The sequence below is a fragment of the Brevibacillus panacihumi W25 genome, assembly GCF_000503775.1.
GTDB lineage: Bacteria > Bacillota > Bacilli > Brevibacillales > Brevibacillaceae > Brevibacillus > Brevibacillus panacihumi_A.
Map to the genome: position 1 here is coordinate 1,913,083 of NZ_KI629782.1, position 17,904 is coordinate 1,930,986.

General features: G+C 47.2%; 12 protein-coding genes and 1 riboswitch. Of the genes, 3 read left to right on the top strand and 9 right to left on the bottom strand.

The window, feature by feature from the left end; genetic code table 11:
• Positions 1-3 precede the first annotated feature (3 nt).
• The 7 genes from T458_RS38535 to T458_RS38560 all read right to left on the bottom strand — a co-directional run bounded on the left by T458_RS38535 (position 4) and on the right by T458_RS38560 (position 10,434).
• Positions 4-1,452, bottom strand: coding sequence for a spore germination protein (locus T458_RS38535; RefSeq protein ID WP_023556385.1), 1,449 nt, complete (start codon positions 1,450-1,452; stop codon positions 4-6).
• A 167-nt stretch (positions 1,453-1,619) separates the two neighbouring features.
• Positions 1,620-1,994 carry a methyl-accepting chemotaxis protein gene (locus T458_RS57895; protein ID WP_354702682.1) on the bottom strand — a complete coding sequence of 125 codons (375 nt, stop codon included), beginning with the start codon at positions 1,992-1,994 and terminating at the stop codon, positions 1,620-1,622.
• Between the two features lies 1 nt (position 1,995).
• Positions 1,996-2,529: a PAS domain-containing protein gene (locus T458_RS57900; protein WP_171819363.1), complete on the bottom strand. Its 534-nt coding sequence runs from the start codon at positions 2,527-2,529 to the stop codon at positions 1,996-1,998.
• Between the two features lie 189 nt (positions 2,530-2,718).
• Positions 2,719-7,437, bottom strand: coding sequence for a collagen binding domain-containing protein (locus T458_RS38545; protein ID WP_144083825.1), 4,719 nt, complete (start codon positions 7,435-7,437; stop codon positions 2,719-2,721).
• 192 nt (positions 7,438-7,629) lie between these two features.
• A complete protein-coding gene (locus tag T458_RS38550; RefSeq protein WP_171819364.1) occupies positions 7,630-8,139 on the bottom strand; it encodes a transglutaminase-like domain-containing protein in 510 nt (169 codons plus the stop codon).
• A 300-nt stretch (positions 8,140-8,439) separates the two neighbouring features.
• Positions 8,440-8,525, bottom strand: a riboswitch (cyclic di-GMP riboswitch).
• A gap of 80 nt (positions 8,526-8,605) precedes the next feature.
• Positions 8,606-9,292, bottom strand: a complete 687-nt coding sequence (locus T458_RS38555) for a class D sortase (RefSeq protein WP_023556387.1) — start codon at positions 9,290-9,292, stop codon at positions 8,606-8,608.
• Complete coding sequence (locus T458_RS38560) at positions 9,289-10,434, bottom strand: response regulator (RefSeq protein WP_023556388.1); 1,146 nt, start codon at positions 10,432-10,434, stop codon at positions 9,289-9,291. Before T458_RS38560 ends, T458_RS38555 begins: the two co-directional genes overlap by 4 nt.
• Positions 10,435-10,637: 203 nt before the next feature.
• Here T458_RS38560 and T458_RS38565 point away from each other — a divergent pair, with 203 nt between their 5' ends.
• Both T458_RS38565 and T458_RS38570 read left to right on the top strand, forming a co-directional pair.
• Entirely contained in the window at positions 10,638-11,084 is a 447-nt protein-coding gene (locus T458_RS38565; protein ID WP_023556389.1) for a MarR family winged helix-turn-helix transcriptional regulator, read from the top strand.
• The gene (locus T458_RS38570; RefSeq protein WP_023556390.1) at positions 11,085-12,734 is read left to right on the top strand and encodes an MDR family MFS transporter; all 1,650 of its coding nucleotides are present in this window, start codon (positions 11,085-11,087) and stop codon (positions 12,732-12,734) included. It abuts the gene before it with no gap.
• A gap of 52 nt (positions 12,735-12,786) precedes the next feature.
• On the opposite strand, the gene T458_RS38575 is transcribed toward T458_RS38570, so the two are convergent.
• A complete protein-coding gene (locus T458_RS38575; protein WP_023556391.1) occupies positions 12,787-14,505 on the bottom strand; it encodes a methyl-accepting chemotaxis protein in 1,719 nt (572 codons plus the stop codon).
• A 231-nt stretch (positions 14,506-14,736) separates the two neighbouring features.
• On the opposite strand from T458_RS38575, the gene T458_RS38580 reads away from it, so the two are divergent.
• A complete protein-coding gene (locus T458_RS38580) occupies positions 14,737-16,827 on the top strand; it encodes a sensor domain-containing protein (RefSeq protein WP_023556392.1) in 2,091 nt (696 codons plus the stop codon).
• Positions 16,828-16,935: 108 nt separating this feature from the next.
• Here T458_RS38580 and T458_RS38585 read toward each other — a convergent pair whose 3' ends face one another.
• Entirely contained in the window at positions 16,936-17,811 is an 876-nt protein-coding gene (locus T458_RS38585; protein ID WP_031305629.1) for a radical SAM/SPASM domain-containing protein, read from the bottom strand.
• Positions 17,812-17,904 lie beyond the last annotated feature (93 nt).

The following is a 17,904-nucleotide window of genomic DNA, read 5'->3' on the forward strand; positions in this document are numbered from 1 at the left end:
CACCTACTCATCGATATCTTCCTGTTGCCTGCCTTTTTTGGGATCAAATCGCCTTTCGTCTAAAGGTCGGAAAATTTGGGGGCGCAAAGAAAAAAAGGAAATCGGCATCCGAATAATACTGTCTTTCATATCCGACAATCGCAGCGGATACAGCGGTTCGAGGTAAGGGCTGCCCAGACTGGTCAGCCGCAACAAATGTGACAGTAAAAAGCTCAAGCCGACGACAATCCCGAATCCACCCCATATCCCCGCCAGCAAAATGATGGGAAATCGCAGTACCCGAACGGCAGCGCCAAGTGAATAGCTGGGTGAACTAAACGATGACAGTGCCCCGAGTGCGACAATGATAATCAAGATATTGCTCGTAAAGCCCGCCTGTACGATGGCCTGTCCAATCACGATACCGCCCACGATACCGATGGTTTGCCCAATCTTCGTCGGAAGCCGGGCACCTGCCTCACGCAAAAGCTCAATTACGCCTTCCAGCAAAATCGCCTCCATCAGTGGTGGAAAGGGGACTCGCGAACGAGATTGAGCCAATGAAATCAACAAATCCACGGGTACCATCTCATAATGGAAGGTCAAAATCGCGACATAGACGGGGGTAAAGATCAGAGCCAACAGAATCGCGCCTGATCGGAGAATCCGCAAAAAACTGGAGATCATCCAGCGAAAATAGGAATCCTCCACCGCATGAAACAGCTGAGTAAACGTAGTCGGCCCCATTAACGCACTGGGGCTGCCATCTACCAGTACAGCTACCTGACCTTGTATCAACCCAGCTACTGTTCGGTCTGGCCTCTCGGAAAGAAGCAGTTGTGGAAACATGGAAAACTCGTTGTCTTTAATGTATTGCGCCAAGGTACTGGCATCGGGAATTCCAGGTATGATCAAATTCTGTATTCGTTGGCGCATCGTTTGAACATTGATTGGGTTCGTGATCCCTTCCATATAGAGAAGGGCGACATCCATTGGCGCAGTTTCCCCGACCTGAAGCCGCTCATACGATAATTTTGGAGACCTGATGTACTTCCGGATCAAAGAGAGATTGACTTCTAAAGTCTCTACAAACGAGTTTTTGGGACCTAAAATGTTCGTTTCATTTTCCGGTGAACTGATTTGCCGGTCTTGGGTGCCGTCTGAAGGGAAATACACTCCGTACTCTGCTTGATCCAGATGAATATAAATATCGCCTTGAAGCAGTCGGTCAATGACCTGGTTTTTGCTGTACAGGCGTTGATCTACGGTTACGCCGATTTTGCTCTCGATTTGCGGCAATGTGACAGTGGATAAATCCAGTTCCTGCAGTCGAGGCAACACGTGGTGATATACCGCTTTTTTGTCCGCCATGGTGCTTAGGTAATAGAGGCGGAGACGACCGCCTTCCCCGTCTACATGCTCCACCTCTAGGTCGCCCGTTCTGGATGCCCATTGTTGAAACGTCTGACCCATGCTGTCGTCATCTCCCGACGGTGAATAAATTCATGGGTTAAGTATGCCCCGCGAATTGGATGATTACCCTTTGTTTGGAATATGTCACCGGGACGAGTACAAAGAAAAAAAGCCTGCTGATGGCAGCCAGCAAGCTTGGTCATTTCGTTGCAATGATTCCTATTCCGTTATACCATCCGACTCAAAGTTTTTGCCTGATCATCCAACTTGCCAACAGCCTCGCCGATCCCTGCAAACTCTTCTACTACATGCTGTATTTGCTGTTGACTGTCAGCAATGACCTTTTGAGAGGTTTTCATTCCTTCACTAACTCTTTCGACGTGCTGGGAAATCCCCTCTATGGTAGCTTGAATTTCTTGTGTAGCTTGTTGTACTTTCTCCGCTAACTTTCGCACTTCAGTAGCTACGACATGAAAGCCTCGCCCATGTTCCCCGGCATGTACCGCTTCAATCGCTGCATTCAACGCAAGCAGATTCGTTTGCGAGGCAAATTGCCGAATTGTCTTCACAATTTGTTGAACGGCAATGTTCTGCTGTTCCAAGTCATCCAGATACCCCCAAATTTCTTTTCGTATCTTCTGTCAAACGAAGAATTGCCGAAGATACTTGTTGGTTGCGGGTTATGCCTTCCTCTGTACGGGACAACAGCTCTTCTGACATACTTCTCAGTTCGCTAGTTATTTGAGCTTTGGCAGCTTCTCGTTCTGTTATGTCTGTCGCTACCTTGAGCACAGCAACGACTCGATCATGTTCGTCATGTATGGGCATATACGTCGCTTCCAGATTAAGCATTCGCCCATCCTTCGCCACACGGACGATTTTCTCTTGAAACATCTTCCCGTTTCTCAGGTTATTCCACAAAGACAGGTAAGCGGAACTATTGGCGAATTCAGCAGTGCAAAATTGCCGATGATGCGCCCCAACCAACTCTGGCAGCCGGTAGCCCATCGCTTGAGCAAAATTTTCGTTTGCCCAAAGCACCTCTCCGTGGATATTAAATTCAATCATGGCAAAAGATTTTTCGAGTGCGGCAAGGATCGCTTTTTCATTGAGCACTTGTGTTGTTTGTAATACCAATTCAATTCCTCCCATTGTTCAAGACACTTCAGAAGGAAAATACGTTGCGTCTTTCCGTCTTAGCCTATAAATTCACTCTGAATATTTTCTGAATCACGGGATGGCGCAGTCTTTCGATACCTGCAAAAGAAGGGTAATAAGAAGCCTGCTGACATCTGTCAGCAGGCTAAACCTCGTTACGAGAAAAGGTTAGTGGTTGCGGCTAATGTGCTTCCTGTTATAGAGCCATGCTCCCAGCGCAATCAGGGCAGCCCCCAGCAATTGCAGCGGCAGATGACTTTCTTCCCCTGTCTTCGGCAACACTTTTGCTTTGCCTGAAGCTTCCTTGTCAGGATACAGACCTCCAGCAGGAACATTCCCGTCTATTTCATAGAGAGGCTCGTCTGTCCCTGGCGTTCCCTTTCCTGGCCCTTGACTTCCAGGTCCTTCCGTAGCAGGAGTCGGGGCTGTCGGAGCAGGATCTACCGGATTCGGAGTCGTTTCCGTCGGTTCGCCCGGTACTGGCGGCTCTATTGGTGTTGTTGGTTCTACTGGTTGAGTAGGTTGGGTCGGTACGCCTGGTTGTTCGGGTTTCTTATCAGTCCCACCCGATGAACCTGGACGATCCGGCTTTTCTCTATCCGGTTTGTCCTTGTCCGGCTTCTCGGGTTTTTCCGGATCCGGCTTTGGATCTACTGGCGGTTCTGGATCTACTGGCGGTTCCGGATCTACTGGCGGTTCCGGATCTACTGGCGGTTCTGGATCTACTGGCGGTTCCGGATCTACTGGCGGTTCCGGATCAGGATTTCCGCCTCCGCCACCTCCGCCGCCTCCACCGGAGAAGCGATTGTTTTCGACGGTAATAAGCGTGACTTTCCCTTTTTCAATGATAAACTCAGTCAGTCTATCCTTGATGACGTAACCACTTGGTGCCTTGGTTTCCTCGAAGTAGTATGTGCCTGGTCTTAGATCGTCAACATGCAATTCACCGTTGTCATCTGTAGGCGCAAGTCCGCTCAGGAACGGCTTTTTGTCCTTGTCCAAAATTCGGAACTGAGCACCTTTCAATGTGACATCCGGACGACCTTTTTCGATCTTTGTCAGGATGACTTCCCCTGGGATCAATTTGTTTGTAAACGTTTTTTGTACCTCTACACCATCGTCTACGATTTCGAATTCCAGTGGGTCCTTGCTCAACAGGTAGTCTGTTGGAGCTGTGACTTCCTTGATTTGGTATTTCCCTGCTTTTAAATCTGTAATAACCAACTCACCATCTGCATTCGTCGTCAGCTTGCTTTTTAGCACTTGACCTTTTTCATCTAGAAGGTCAAATTCAGCACCTGTCAATGGCTGCTGGTCATACTCGTCGACTTTTACGATTTTAACAGAGCCGACATTTGCTTCATTCGTTTTCGTGCCAGTCTTCATTTCTGTCTGGTTTGCATCAATTGTGAACTTTACGGGAGTTGCATCCAGCTTGTATCCTCTTGGGGCAACAATTTCCACTAACTGATAGTCCCCAGCATCCAATTCCGGTAGGTAGAGCTTCCCGGCTGTGTTGGTCGGTTGCAAAGTCAGACCGACAACATCTTCATACGTGTCGACTGTCCCGTTGACTTTCTTCTGGAGTTTGAATTCGGCTCCTGGAAGAAACTTCTCTGCATCCTGAGAATCAACTTTGGTCAGTTCAAAACTCCAGTTGCCTTTGTGATTCACAATTGTGAATGTAGGGTTGTCTTTGTTAAAATCGATAATCTCGCCGTTTCTGAATGCTTCATCGATGACATAACCAGATGGGGGAGTGATTTCTTTGAGCAGGTATTTTCTGAAGTTATACTTCTTCTCTGTTGTCGCCTCGCCACTCTCATCTTCAATTACAATCTCTTCAAGAAGCATCGTCCCTGCTTGGTTATACAACCCGAATTTTGCCCCTGTCAGCGGTTTACCATCCTTGTCCACCTTTACAATTTTCAGATGGTCCTTCTCGGTAGACACGCTTCCCCAAGCACCAGAGAATTTGACCTTAATGCCCTCGTTGCCATCCTCACCGATAACCCTGGAATCCTTATCATGAAATTCCGCTTTGTTAAAGATTTGCTCTCCAGAACCAGCATTGATGAACGACTCGTATTTCAATATATAGGCGCTCTCAATGTCCTTTTTCAGTGTCAGTTCGAAGCTGTGCTCTCCAAGTATTGGCGGATGGAAATAGTCATTCAGATCTTCTTGATCTCCAATGCTCACGTTTCCTTTCTTATCTACTGATGTCTTGTAGAGCTTGAAGGAACCCGGGATAAGCATTTGATTATCGGACAATGCATCTTTCAGAGTAGTTCCCGCAGCGATCCAAGACTGATTGCGATTCAGATAGACGGTCCAGAATGCAGTCTCGGAATCGGCACCAGTGCCTTGTCTGCCCTCTTTATAGATATACTCGCCACCATACTCGGGACGTACGGTAAACGAATCTTTAAATAAATCGGAACCTTCATCGCCACTTAAGACAGCCTCGTTTGAATACTCGGTTAACACTTCGAGATCCTCAAGACTCGTATCGTACACGATGCGATAGGCCTTGTTAATTTGCTGCAGGTTATTAACAAACTTTAATCGAAAACCGTTGTCTCCCTCGGTGTCTGTCACCCATTCAACCGTATAATCCTCTGCCGGTACTTCTGCACCCACATCTACGTCATCTGCACCACCAGTTAGAATCAAGTTATAGACCTTTAAGGATCCTTGATCGATTTTCTGATCACCTTGATAGAAATCGGTAAGGACTGGATTCGTGATGGTCCGCAGATTATAGTTCACATCGATAGTCCAGGTGATACGCTTGGTTCTCGCGTCATAATCGCCCGTTTTTTCCCCGTTTTTCTTGGTGTAACGGTCTGAAGAAACGGTCCTTGAATCTTCTTTTGAGTAAGAAGTCGTGCCCTCAAGCCATTCTACTTTTCCGTGGTTCGTAATGTCGTTGCTATTGAAATAGTTGGTGTCAAACCTTGTTTTGTACTCGATTACGTAATGATCCTCGATCTCATTATCAAAGGTTATTTTAAACCCTTCACGATAATTCGGATCTGGCTCTAACGTGTACGCTGGAACCTTGTTTGATCCAGGTACAGTAATTTTCAAGCTTTCCTCGATCAACTCTAAACCCTGATTCGCATAGCTGTCTGTAACGACAACTTCGTTCATTTTTTGCTTATCATAGTTTAGATACAGTTTCCACGTAATCGTTTTTTCATTGTAATTAATCTGTTTGTTATCGGCGCTCTTCCAAAAGATTACATGGTTAATACGTTCGGATTTCGATACTTTCCTGTCGCCGTACATCTCTACCTCATTCATCACTGTGGCACTATCGCGAACACGTTCCTTCGGTTTTGTGACATAGACGATTTCATAGGCAGATTGAATATCCTGGTTAAAACGAAGTTCAAAGCCATCTGCAGTTCCATCAACGGAATAAATACCTTCCACTTCGCTTCCGCGTGTATCCTTGCCGTTGTCGTCTATTGACACTTCATACACTTTCAACGATTCCCCGACAAACTCATGGGCAAATTCCGCTTTGGTTGTGGTTATCGTATCCTTGATCCATGCGAGCTCCGTTTTGATATCACGCAAATCGTAATTGTACTCAATGGACCAAGTAATGGTTTGGGAAGCAGAGTCGTATTTGGAATTTTTCGCGAGTGGCTGGCTGAACTTTGCCGTGACTGTAGCTGAAGCGCCATTCGTGTAGTTGTCACTCTGGATCTTCGCGTCGTTCTTGTACGAAGATTTTCCCTCGATGATTTTGGTTTTGTACTTCACACGGTAGGCATCTTGAATATCACCAAAGTCAAGTACTAGCTTGTTGTCTGTCGGTAGTTGAGTAAATCCTGTAAACTCACCATCCTCAATTACACTTCCGTCCAACTTGACCTTTAGCTTGTATACCTTGATGGAAGTTTCATCAAGTTCCAGTCCGGCTGGGATGGAATCTTCAAAGATAGCATTGGTAATATTTTTTTGGCCTTTGTTAAAATTGACGACCCAATCGATCTCGCTCGGATTGAAATCTTTGTCTGCTTCCCCTTGCTTGTCCATTTCCGCTGTGATGTCACTGTTGAAATGAACGCTGATCGTTTTCTTGGGAGTGGTAAACTCGATCGTTTGCTTCGTTCCATCATCAAGTTTTCTCTCGTCAAATGATCTCCAAACCCCGAACTTACCAGAAACTTTTGCTCCTTCAAAGTCCCCATTCAACGTTAAGATTACCTGGCCACCTGAAGTTACCTCATACGATAACGTTACATCGTCACCAGGAACTGTTCCTTCGGCCTCAACCCATTGAAACGCTTCTGGGAGAGAAAACGTATACGTGGCACCATTTCGATATTCATGTCCTGCCGGCAGTTCCCAGGTATACTCGATACTTACTTCCGAACCTACATCTGGCCGGACGGTTTCAATATCGTTGCCATCCTCATCTTTCATGACAACATCCGTAATGAAATCGTCCTCTGTTATTTCATTTCCACCCTGATCCGATGATGGATTGGAAATTTGAACAGGGGGTGACTCTAGATCAGGCACTGGTGGCGCCCCAGGGTCCGTGCCTGGTTGTGGAACTGGCACTTCTGCACCTGGTTCTGTCCCCGGTTCTGTTCCTGGCTCTGTCCCCGGTTCTGTTCCTGGTTCTGTTCCTGGCTCTGTTCCTGGTTCTGTTCCAGGCTCTGTCCCTGGTTCTTCTCCCGGTTCTGTGTCCAACTCTGTCCCAGCCCCTGACTCGTCTTGCTGCTGAGTGTCTTCCACGCTAACCCCTGCATCTAGCAATCCTTCATTCGCGCTGACAAATGCAGTTGGCATGAATAGATTCAACAGTAAAGCGAATACGAGATAGACAGACAGGACTCTCCTTCTCTCCCACATTCTAATCATGTTCACCTCGCATTTTAGATGACAAGGTAATATTTCATGCAGATCTACCTCGAATGTATTAGGCCCTTGTCCCCAATTTTATTCCAACTGATAGCTTACAAATACAAACTGAATATTTTCCGAATAACTGAGAATGAAAAAACCGCCCCCTCTCTTTCCAGAGATGGAGCGGCTATTTGGCCTGCTGATGCTTTAGAATTGTTTTTCCGTAATATACTCGCTTTTATTTTTGATCATGGTCGGTTTTTTCGTGCCTTTCGACATGATCGAATCATATGTCGTATCGATGGTGACCCATTCATTGGTATCCTTGAAATAAATCTCGTTCCAGGCATGATACTGCTGAATATCATTCTTTTTTCCCATGACCAGCTTGGTCGGGATGCCCTCGCTGCGGAGCATGGCCGCAAACAGAGCTGCATAATCATAACAGATGCCTTGTCCGACTTGCAGAGTCGCATCTACCGAAGGGATATATTCGCTAGTGACGACCTTTGCTTTCTCATAGTCGTACTGAACGTTTTGAATGATATAGTTGTAAATCGCAGCGACTTTTTCCCTGTCGGTCTTCCTATCCTTGGTCAATTCGCGGGCTTGGGCAATCGCCTTTGTTTGCTCATTCCAGTAGATCATCTGGATCGGCTGTAAAAAGACAGCTTCCTGACTAGATGCGGTCAGGACTACCTCTCTGTTTTCAACCATTCGATACTGATTCCCCATGACATTTTCCAACACAGAGATCGTATACGTGCCATCTCCCAATTGCAAGGGAAAGCGATTATTCGCCGCGACACTGTAAAAAAATGTTGATTCCCTTTGGTGATTTTCACCTTTTCGCTGCCTCTAGCAGGGTCCTTCTGGATGGACACGACACCTTGGCTCAACTCGCTTACATCGATGCGAGAAGCAGATGAATTCGCCCAAGCAGTGACGGGAACCGTCAAACAGAAAATACTTACTAAAGCCAACGTCAATCGGCTTTTGAACATAGGTAACTCCCCTTTCGGAAGCTGGCTGCCATCTTCATGGAGAAGGAAGGCCCTCTAGCTTTGCGTCTCTAATTTTCATTAGATTTGCCATTATCGTTTGAAAGTTATGATTTTGTGAAAAGAATACCATACATTTTCAAAAAGGGGAATCATTCGGTAAATTTCCACTAAAAAATTCCCTACTCGCGAAGCATCTTTCCTTTCACAATCAAGCGATGCGTAGGGTTTTCCATCGGGTGACAAGTGACCAACGTAATCTCTCCGTCACTGCCATTTCCTTCCAACACCCATACTTCTTCTGGTTTGACGATCAATTTCTCTGTCACCGTATAGTTGTATACGCGTTCGCCGTCATCGACCTCGATCTTGTCCCCGGTTTGGATTTCATCAAGTCGATTGAAATTTCTTCCATAGGTGAGGTTGCGATGTCCCGCGATGGCATAATTCCCAATCTCTCCGGCTTTTCCTGTATGTTCGATACTCGCCACTGTCGTTTTCATATTCTTGTCTGTGGCACCATGCAGGATTGGCAATACCAGGTCGATCTTGTCAATCATCAAGATTCCTTCCATATTCGGATAGCTCTTGAAATCAGGCAGTTCCTTTTGCTTAGTCTCCGATTCAGCGAAGCCGGTCTCGTCTGTCTCTTCGGGGTGAGCAGCTTCTGCTGGTTGAACGGCTGCCACAGGCTCTTCCTCCGCGGGGAGAACATCATCGTCTCCGTTATGTATGCTTTGCAGGCTTTGCTGCCACTCTTGGACGAGTTTTTGCTGCTGATAATCATAGTACTCCTCCGCAAGCGTAGGGTAGCTAAGAACGACGATTCCCGTGAACATCAGCAGCATGGCTATGATCTTTCTTGTCATCTGGCATCCCTACCTTGTTTCCACTGTTGATACCACTGCTCCAATTCCTTGCTTGGCGCAACATCGAATTCTTCCTTTAATTTTTCCGTGAGAATCTGATATTGCTTCGTGACCTCCCTCGGATGATTCGTCATCGCGTACAGCTTCATCAAACCAAAATAGCCGTCCTCCATGCCGGGCAATTTTTCCCGAATCTGTTGGTACAGCAAGATCGCCTCCGTAAATTGTTCCGTCGACTGATACCATTCCGCTATTTCACTGGCATGACTCAACCAAATCATCTGCAGGCGCTCCTGCTCGTATTCCGCCCATAGATAAGAATGCTCTTCCAAAAAACCGCCCGGGTACTTGGCCATGATCGACAAATGTGTCCTCAGTGTATGGGAATCAATAGGAGGAGCATCGCGAACGGCATTTTCCCACTCCTCGACATCCAGTTTGATGTCTCCCCAGACCAGGCGGTACCGTTCATCCTTGTATTTGATCTCCAGATCCAGGCCGAGGTTCTTGATGATTTTGCGAATCTGATAGATGGCCGTATGCAATTGCGTGGTCGACCGAACGGTATCATATTCCGGCCAGAGCAAATCAATCAAGGTTTGCTTGCTCACGGTTTTATTCCGATTCATCACCAGGTAAGCAAACAGCTCCTGGGCTTTCAGCGTCTTCCAGGGAAAAAACTGCACCTCTCCCTGCTGATCGATATAGTGCAGATTTTGCAAGCAACAGATCATCTCCTGGTTGGTCGCGCTGTCGCCTACCGGAGCCGACACCATTGTTTTTGCGACCCGCTGCATAGTCATAGTCAATCTGCGTACGTGAACAGGTTTTAATAAATAGTCCAGCGCATTCATTTCAAACGCTTTGACCGCATACTCCTGATACGCAGTGACGAAGATAATATGCAGATGCGGTTGGAGCATCATTAATTTTTCAGCCAGTTCAAACCCGTTGATTTCAGGCATTTCGATATCCAGAAAAGCCAGATGAAATGTCTCGTTGCGCACTGCTTCTATCGCTGCCTGTGGGTCCTGAAACGTGCGAATCTCCTCAAATTGAATGTCCTTCTCAATGGCTTCAGCCAACAAATTCTCCAATTTTTTCAAAGCAAGACGCTCATCATCCACGATGATCGCTTTCACATCTATCTCCCCTCGGTCGATCCGATCTCTATTTCTATTTATTCTACCAAGACCTGGGTCTTCTGTCCAAATTCTCAAGTCCCAATATTTGGACGACCATTGCGTTTGACAGCGTTCGGAGGCAAATTGTATACTTGAAAATGTTTTAGTGGGTAAATAATATACTGTATATATTATTCGCAGGCGAAATAGGAGCGAGGACCATGCCAGATCAACACCATCTTTTGAGTTTTGAAGAACTGTATCTCCAATTGCAAAGAAAAATTGCAAATGAATGGCACAAGCGCCTGGACCCGCTCATTTCCGGATCCCAATCCTTTATCCTCAAATTTCTTGAAAAGAAGGGGCCGCAAAAGGTTTCGGCCATTGCGGAGTTTTTGGACATCACTCCGGGGGCTGTGACCAGTCTTGCTGATAAATTAATGGCTTGCGGGTATGTCGACAGGAAACGTGACACGACTGACCGGCGCGTGGTCTATCTGGAGATCACAGATCAGGGACGCGAAATGCTGGCGCGTTATAAAGCGGAGCTCAAGCGCACGGTAGAGGAATTTTTTGTGGGATTGTCTGAGGAGGACCTCGATCACCTGATCCGGATCTACCAGCAGGTACTGCGAAACATCGAACAGCGAAGAGAGGAGAACATCTAGATGACACAGCTTACAGATAAAAAGAAAATCACGATCATGATCGCGATTATCACCTCGATGTTTTTTTCCTCCATCAACCAGACCATCATCGGGGTTGCCATGCCGCGAATCATCGCAAAACTGGGCGGTATGGACTACTATTCGTGGGCGATCACGATCTATTTGCTGACTTCAACCGTCGCATCCGTATTGGTCGGGAAGCTTTCCGATATTTATGGACGGAAACCATTTATCCTGACAGGGATCGGCTTGTTTAGCCTTGGTGCATTGCTATCCGGTTTTTCTACGGATATTTTTCAATTAATCACGTATCGTGCGATTCAAGGTGCAGGTGCAGGGATTATCATGTCCACTGCCTTCACAGCGATGGGCGATCTGTACGAACCTCGTGAACGGGCAAAGTGGACCGGGGTCATGAGCGCGGTCTTCGGGGTCTCCAGCGTAGCCGGTCCTCTTTTGGGCGGCTATATCGTCGACCATCTGGACTGGCATTGGGTCTTCTGGATCTTCCTGCCGATCGGCTTTCTTGCCTTTGCCTTGATTCTGCTCAATTTCCCGCAGGTTGAAAAACGCAAGGGGGAATCCGTCGACTATTTTGGTTCCCTCTTTTTGACGACTACCATCGTGCCGATGCTTCTTGCCTTTTCCTGGGCAGGAGACGGAGCGGGCAAGTACGCCTGGAGCTCATGGCAAATCATCGGTCTATTGTCTGTAAGCGTTGTGTCTTTGCTCATTTTTGTCTTGGTTGAAATGAAGGTCAAAACTCCGGTATTGCCGCTTGGCCTGTTTAAAAACAGCATTTTCACGGTATCCAATCTGGTAGGTTTCTTCCTCAACGCCGGGATGATGGGAGCGATCATTTACGTACCGTTCTTTGTCCAAGGGGTGAAAGGAATCTCCCCGACGATGGCAGGTTATGTAGCGATGCCGATGTCCATCGCGATGCTCGCCACCTCGGCGCTGTCCGGCCAACTCATCACCAAGACAGGCAAATATAAGAAGATGGCGATTGGCGGCTTGCTGCTGATGACATTCGGCATGGTCATGATGTACTTCATGGTTCCAAGCACCCCGATCTATGTGCTCGTCGCGTACATGATCATCCTGGGTCTGGGCATGGGGATCGCGATGCCGGTCTTCTCCTTGACCGTACAAAACGCAGTGGCACCGCAGCAATTGGGCGTGGCGACAGCAACCTCCCAGCTCTTCCGCAACCTGGGCGGTACGATCGGTATCGCTGTCATGGGGAGCGTCATGAGCTCTGCTATGGCGAAAAAAATGACCGATCTGTCCGGGACATTGGGCCAAGGTGCTGCGTCTGCTCCAGCTGATCCGGCCTTGGCAGAAAAGCTGGCTCTTTTTTCAAACCCGCAAAATCTGTTGGATCAGCCGAAGATCGAAGCTGCGCTTCAAAGCTTGCCACCGCAAGCACAAGGCTTGTTTGCACAAATGCTCGATCAGATTCGGGAAGCAATGAGCTATGCGATTACTACGACGTTTTTAACAGGTGCGATCGTCGCTGCATTTGCCGTTGTATTCGCCCTGTTCCTAAAAGAGATTCCTTTGCGTTCCGGCAAGGACAAGGGGCAGAGAATGGAAATGACGGAGGAGCATGCTGAGCGGATCAAAGCACAAAAAGCACAGGGATAAATAGAAAAAAGGGGGGCTGATGACAGCCTCCCTTTTTGTTTGAACAACACCGCTAGACCTTGAACAGGCTCGCGGCCTTTTGCAATTCTGTCGCCATCTCTTGCAGCGATTGACTTGCTGTATTGACTTCCTCCATCTCCGCCAGCTGCTCCTGGGAAGAAGCTGCGGAGGCTTGCGCATATTGGGAAGCGTCTCGTGCGATTCTCTCCAATTGTTTCATGGAGGCGCTTATCTCTTCTGTGCTTGCTGACATTTGTTCAGTCGAAGCAGAAATCTCATACACCTGTTCATTCACTCGCTGAACCATCTGGCTAATGGTCGTAAACACTTCATCTGTGTGTTGGACAAAGACCTTGCCCTTCTCGACTGTTTCTTTGCCGCCTTCGATGGTTTGGACCGCACGCTCTGTCTCTTCCTGAATCAGGGCGATAATTTTCGAGATTTGATCTGCCGAATTCTTGGATTCCTCTGCCAGCTTCCTTACCTCATCTGCTACAACGGCGAATCCTCTGCCATGTTCCCCCGCACGCGAGGCCTCGATAGCAGCATTCAGCGCCAGCAGATTGGTTTGGCCGGTAATTTCCGAGATCACCTCGACAATGCGTCCAATCTCTTGGGAACGCTTGTTCAACTGGTGAATGACTGCTGCGGATTCTTCCGTAGTCTGATAAATGGTTTGGAATTGGTCCAGCGTCTGTGCGATGACCTGCTGTCCCTTTTCCGCCTGGTTCAGCGTATCCGTAGAAAATTGGGAAAGCGTTGATGAAGATTCGGCGATTCGCTGAACCCCAATGGTTACCTCTTCCATGGCACTGGACACTTCTTCTATTCCTTTTTGCTGCGCTTCTGCCCCGGTGGAGATCTCCGAGACGGATGCAGCTACCTGGTTCGTGGCCTGAACCGTTTGTTGGGCACTTTTGGAGAGCTCCTCCGAGCTTGACGAGATTTGAGCTACACTCATTTTCACACTGGCAATCAACGTATTTAATCCGGTGATCGTGTCGTTGAAATCCCTCATGACCAGTCCGATCTCATCTTTTGACTGATAATCAGCCTGGACAGTCAGATCCCCGTTTTTTACCTGTACCATCATCTCTTGCATATGTCTAATCGGTTTTGTAATCATTCGGACAATCGCAATTCCACAAGCCAACAAGAGGACGACTGCAGCGACGATACAAACGAGGACAATAAACACCGCTTGATTTGCTTTGGCTTCATTGTCTTGATAGATGTTCTGCGCACTTTGGGTAAGGTGCTCTTTCAATTGGCTGAGATGCCCCATCAATTCCTCTTTCAGCACCGTTCCCGTTTTGGAATAGATCGAATACGCCTCCGTATTTCGATTTTCTTTCGCCAGTTCGATGATATAGTTCTGCGTATCCCGGTATTCGATCAGGACTTCGTTGTATTTGGCAAGAACCTCTACTTCCTCGGGATAGAGATTCATGCCTTGCAATTCGGCCAGAAGTTGGTTTGCTGATTCCCTTGTATCATAAATGCTGGCAAGCAGTTCTTTGTTTTTCTGCTCATTCATCGTCAGATTCAGTTCCAGGACATATCCTTCAATAGCCCGATGATGGCTTTCCAGTTCATGAATGGTGTTCATGGGGACGACCCCTTCATTAATCACCGTTGCGCTTGCTTGCTTAAGGGCCAAAATATTCAAAAAGCCTGTGACTCCAACAAATAAAAGAGCTATTGTCGAAATCGCAACCATTACTATGATTTTGGTCCTGATTTTCATGTTGCGAAACCAAGCTGATAGCATGTTTTTCTCCCCTGCCTCATCTGTTTGGATTTTATGTATGTTTTTACCTTGGAAAATAGTTCGAGGTAAATATTATAGTAAAGTGCAACAACTTCCAAGAATTATTTTTAAAGCAAGGAATACTCAAAAACTAGCGTTTATTTCCCTTGAAGGTCGGGTATATAAAATTAGATCCAAGTACCCATTTTTCCACTTGCACACGAATAACATCTTGAGTGAAGGTGACTTTCCATGTCGAACAAGGTACCCCAACGATTGCAGCTCGAAATCTACAAAACGCTCTTCGAAAACAACCCGGACGCAGGTTATGCCATTGATTCCGAGGGCTACTTTTTCTTTACAAATGAATCAACTCTCCAATTAACCGGTTATACAAGAGCGGAATTGCATCAGATGAATTTTCTTCCCTTCATTAAAGAGGAAGACAGGGATCGGGTTGTCCAGCATTTCGTCAGTGCCTTGAATGGAAATGTGGAGAAATTTGTAACAACCATTACGCCAAAAAATGGGGAAGACGTGGATCTTTATGTAACTGCAGTACCAATTATTTTGAACGGTTCTACCAAAGGAATTGTGGGAATTGCGAAAAATTTGAGCGATTTGCATGCGACACAAAATGAACTCATCCAATCCCGCAACCAACTGCAGCATATTTTCGACAGTATTGACGTTTGTCTATGGTCGATGGATATGCAAACCAATTCCCTGCTGCATATATCGCCTGCCTGTCAAAAAATTTACGGCTATACCCAACAAGAATTTGCAGAAGACCCCTCTCTCTGGAGAAGAGTCATTCATCCTCTGGACAGAAAACAGGTGGAGGCTCGACAACCGCTTCTTTTGGAAGGAAAAGCGTTGAAGCATGATTATCGCATCGTGGACAAGAACGGGAAATGCAAATGGATTTCCGACTATACCATTCCGATCTTGGATGAATTCAATCAACTCGTCCGTTTGGATGGAGTCTGCAATGACATTACCCAGCAAAAAGTCTATGAAGAGCAGCTTCATTTCATGGCTTACCATGATACCTTGACAGGCTTGCCCAATCGCCGGTTACTTACCGATCGGCTCCAGCAAGCATTAACCAAGGCCGCAGCAAACAAAACAAAGGTCGCCCTGCTCTTTCTTGACCTGGACCGCTTTACGTGCATCAATGATTCTCTTGGCCATAACGTGGGCGATGAGCTTCTGCAAATCGTTTCCAATCGATTGACTAGCCGCCAGCTTGAATGGGGTACCATCTCTCGTCAGGGCGGCGATGAATTCGCCATTGTATTGGAGGATTTTACAAGGATAGAAACTGTTTTGTCTGCTGTCGAAAAAGCCCTCTGGATGATATCGAGCCCGATCTGGCTCAATGGTCAGGAGTATGTCATCACGACGAGTGTTGGGATCAGCATGTACCCGGATCACGGCCACGATCCTGATGCCTTGTTAAAACGGGCTGACCAGGCTATGTATTTTGCAAAAGGGAGAGGGGGAAATCAGTATCAGATCTATCGGCCCGGAATGGCCAAAGATCTGTCGAGAAAGGTATTGATCGAGCAGAGCCTCCATAAAGCACTTGGAAACAATGAGTTTTTTCTGGTTTATCAACCGATTATTCATGCCCCGACAGGGATAATCGTGGGATTTGAAGCATTGATTCGCTGGCATCATCCGCTATTGGGAATGATCTCCCCATCCGAATTTATCCCTTTGGCAGAAGAGGCGGGACTGATCCATTCGATCGGCATCTGGATCCTCAAGACTGCTTGCCTGCAAAGCAAAAGTTGGCAAAAGGAGGGCCTCGCCTCCACATACGTCTCTATTAATGCCTCGGCGCGCCAATTTGATAACGACGATTTTGTGAAAACAATAGAGCAAATCCTTGATGAGACGGGACTTCCTCCGCATTGTCTCCGGATCGAAATCACGGAAAGCACTGCCATGACAAATGTGATGGAAATGATCAGCAAACTGACTGAATTGAGTCGTTTGGGGGTAAACATCTCGATCGATGATTTCGGTACGGGCTATTCCTCGCTCAGCTATTTGAAGAAATTTCCAATCAATACATTGAAAGTAGACCAATCCTTTGTACGCGACATCAGCAAGGACAAAAATCAGGAAGCAATCATTCAGGCCATTGTGGCTCTGGCCGACAGCTTGGGGATTCATGTGGTTGCGGAGGGTGTAGAGGCAGTGGAGCAGTATCTGTTTTTGCAAAAAATGGGCTGCCAAGATATGCAGGGCTATTTCTTCAGCAAGCCTGTTCCGCCTGAACAGGTGGAAGATCTGTTAAGGAACGGTTGCTCGTTTCTTTTGGATATCGTGTGATGTTCGTTCTTGCCTTGCCGAAAAGAAATAGACCGCTCCCTGACGAAGGATACGGTCTATTTCGCATTTCCCATAAGGCACTGAGCCCGGCACTAGGCAAGGCGGCTGTTACGCCCCAAAGCGCTGCCGATACCCACATCTTCTGCACAGCTCCTCGACAGCCTCCCTGCGGGAAAAGCCTTCGACGAGTTGATTCGCCCGCTCGCCGTTCACGATGTCAGAAAACGATGCCTGATTGATGTTTCCGAGGTTGATTACGCCTTCCCCGTCCAGACAGCATGGCACTACTGTCCCGTCCACAAGAATCGCCGCCTGGCTGCGAAGCGCATAGCAAAAGCCTTTACCCTCGTCCTCCGGCGCTGTCAGACTGGGCCACTGAAATTCATGGTCCTGATTCAAATAGACGCGCTCCGCGATCTTCACCCCCCCGCCTGGCACAACCTTTTCTTCGATCCTGTAATCCAGACCAAATTCCTTCTCTACAATCTCCAGTGTCTGGCGGTTCCTTTTCTTTTGAATATTGGTTTGATTGTCCTGCGTCAAATTCCACAGACGGAAGGAAAAGAGGACGCGATGCTTTTGCGCCTCCCGAACAAAGGAGAGGATGTCCCGCAAATATCCTTCCCGGTCGGTCGAACCCACATGTCCGTCAAAGCTGTGCAACGAGAAGTTCATCTGTCTAAGCGCAGGCTTTCCGAGCAATTTATGCCGATTTTTTGCGATCAGCGTACCGTTTGTTGTGATATTGACCTTGAACCCCTTCTCGTGGCTCAGATCGAGCAGCTCATCGATCTTCGGGTGGAGCAGCGGCTCCCCTTTGACATGCAGATAAATGTATTTGGTGTGCGGTTTGATCTCATCCAGTCTTTTCGCAAAATCATCTACGGAAATGAAGTTGGCCTTGCGCTCCGTCGGCGGGCAAAAGGTACAGGCGAGATTGCAGATGCTGGTAATTTCGATATATACTTTTTTAAAGATTTTCAAGATTTCTCCCCGTCCTCTATGGTTATATGGCGCTTTCTCCATCATACCCCACATCAGGACGATATGCTGCCGCTAAAATCTCACAAAAAACAA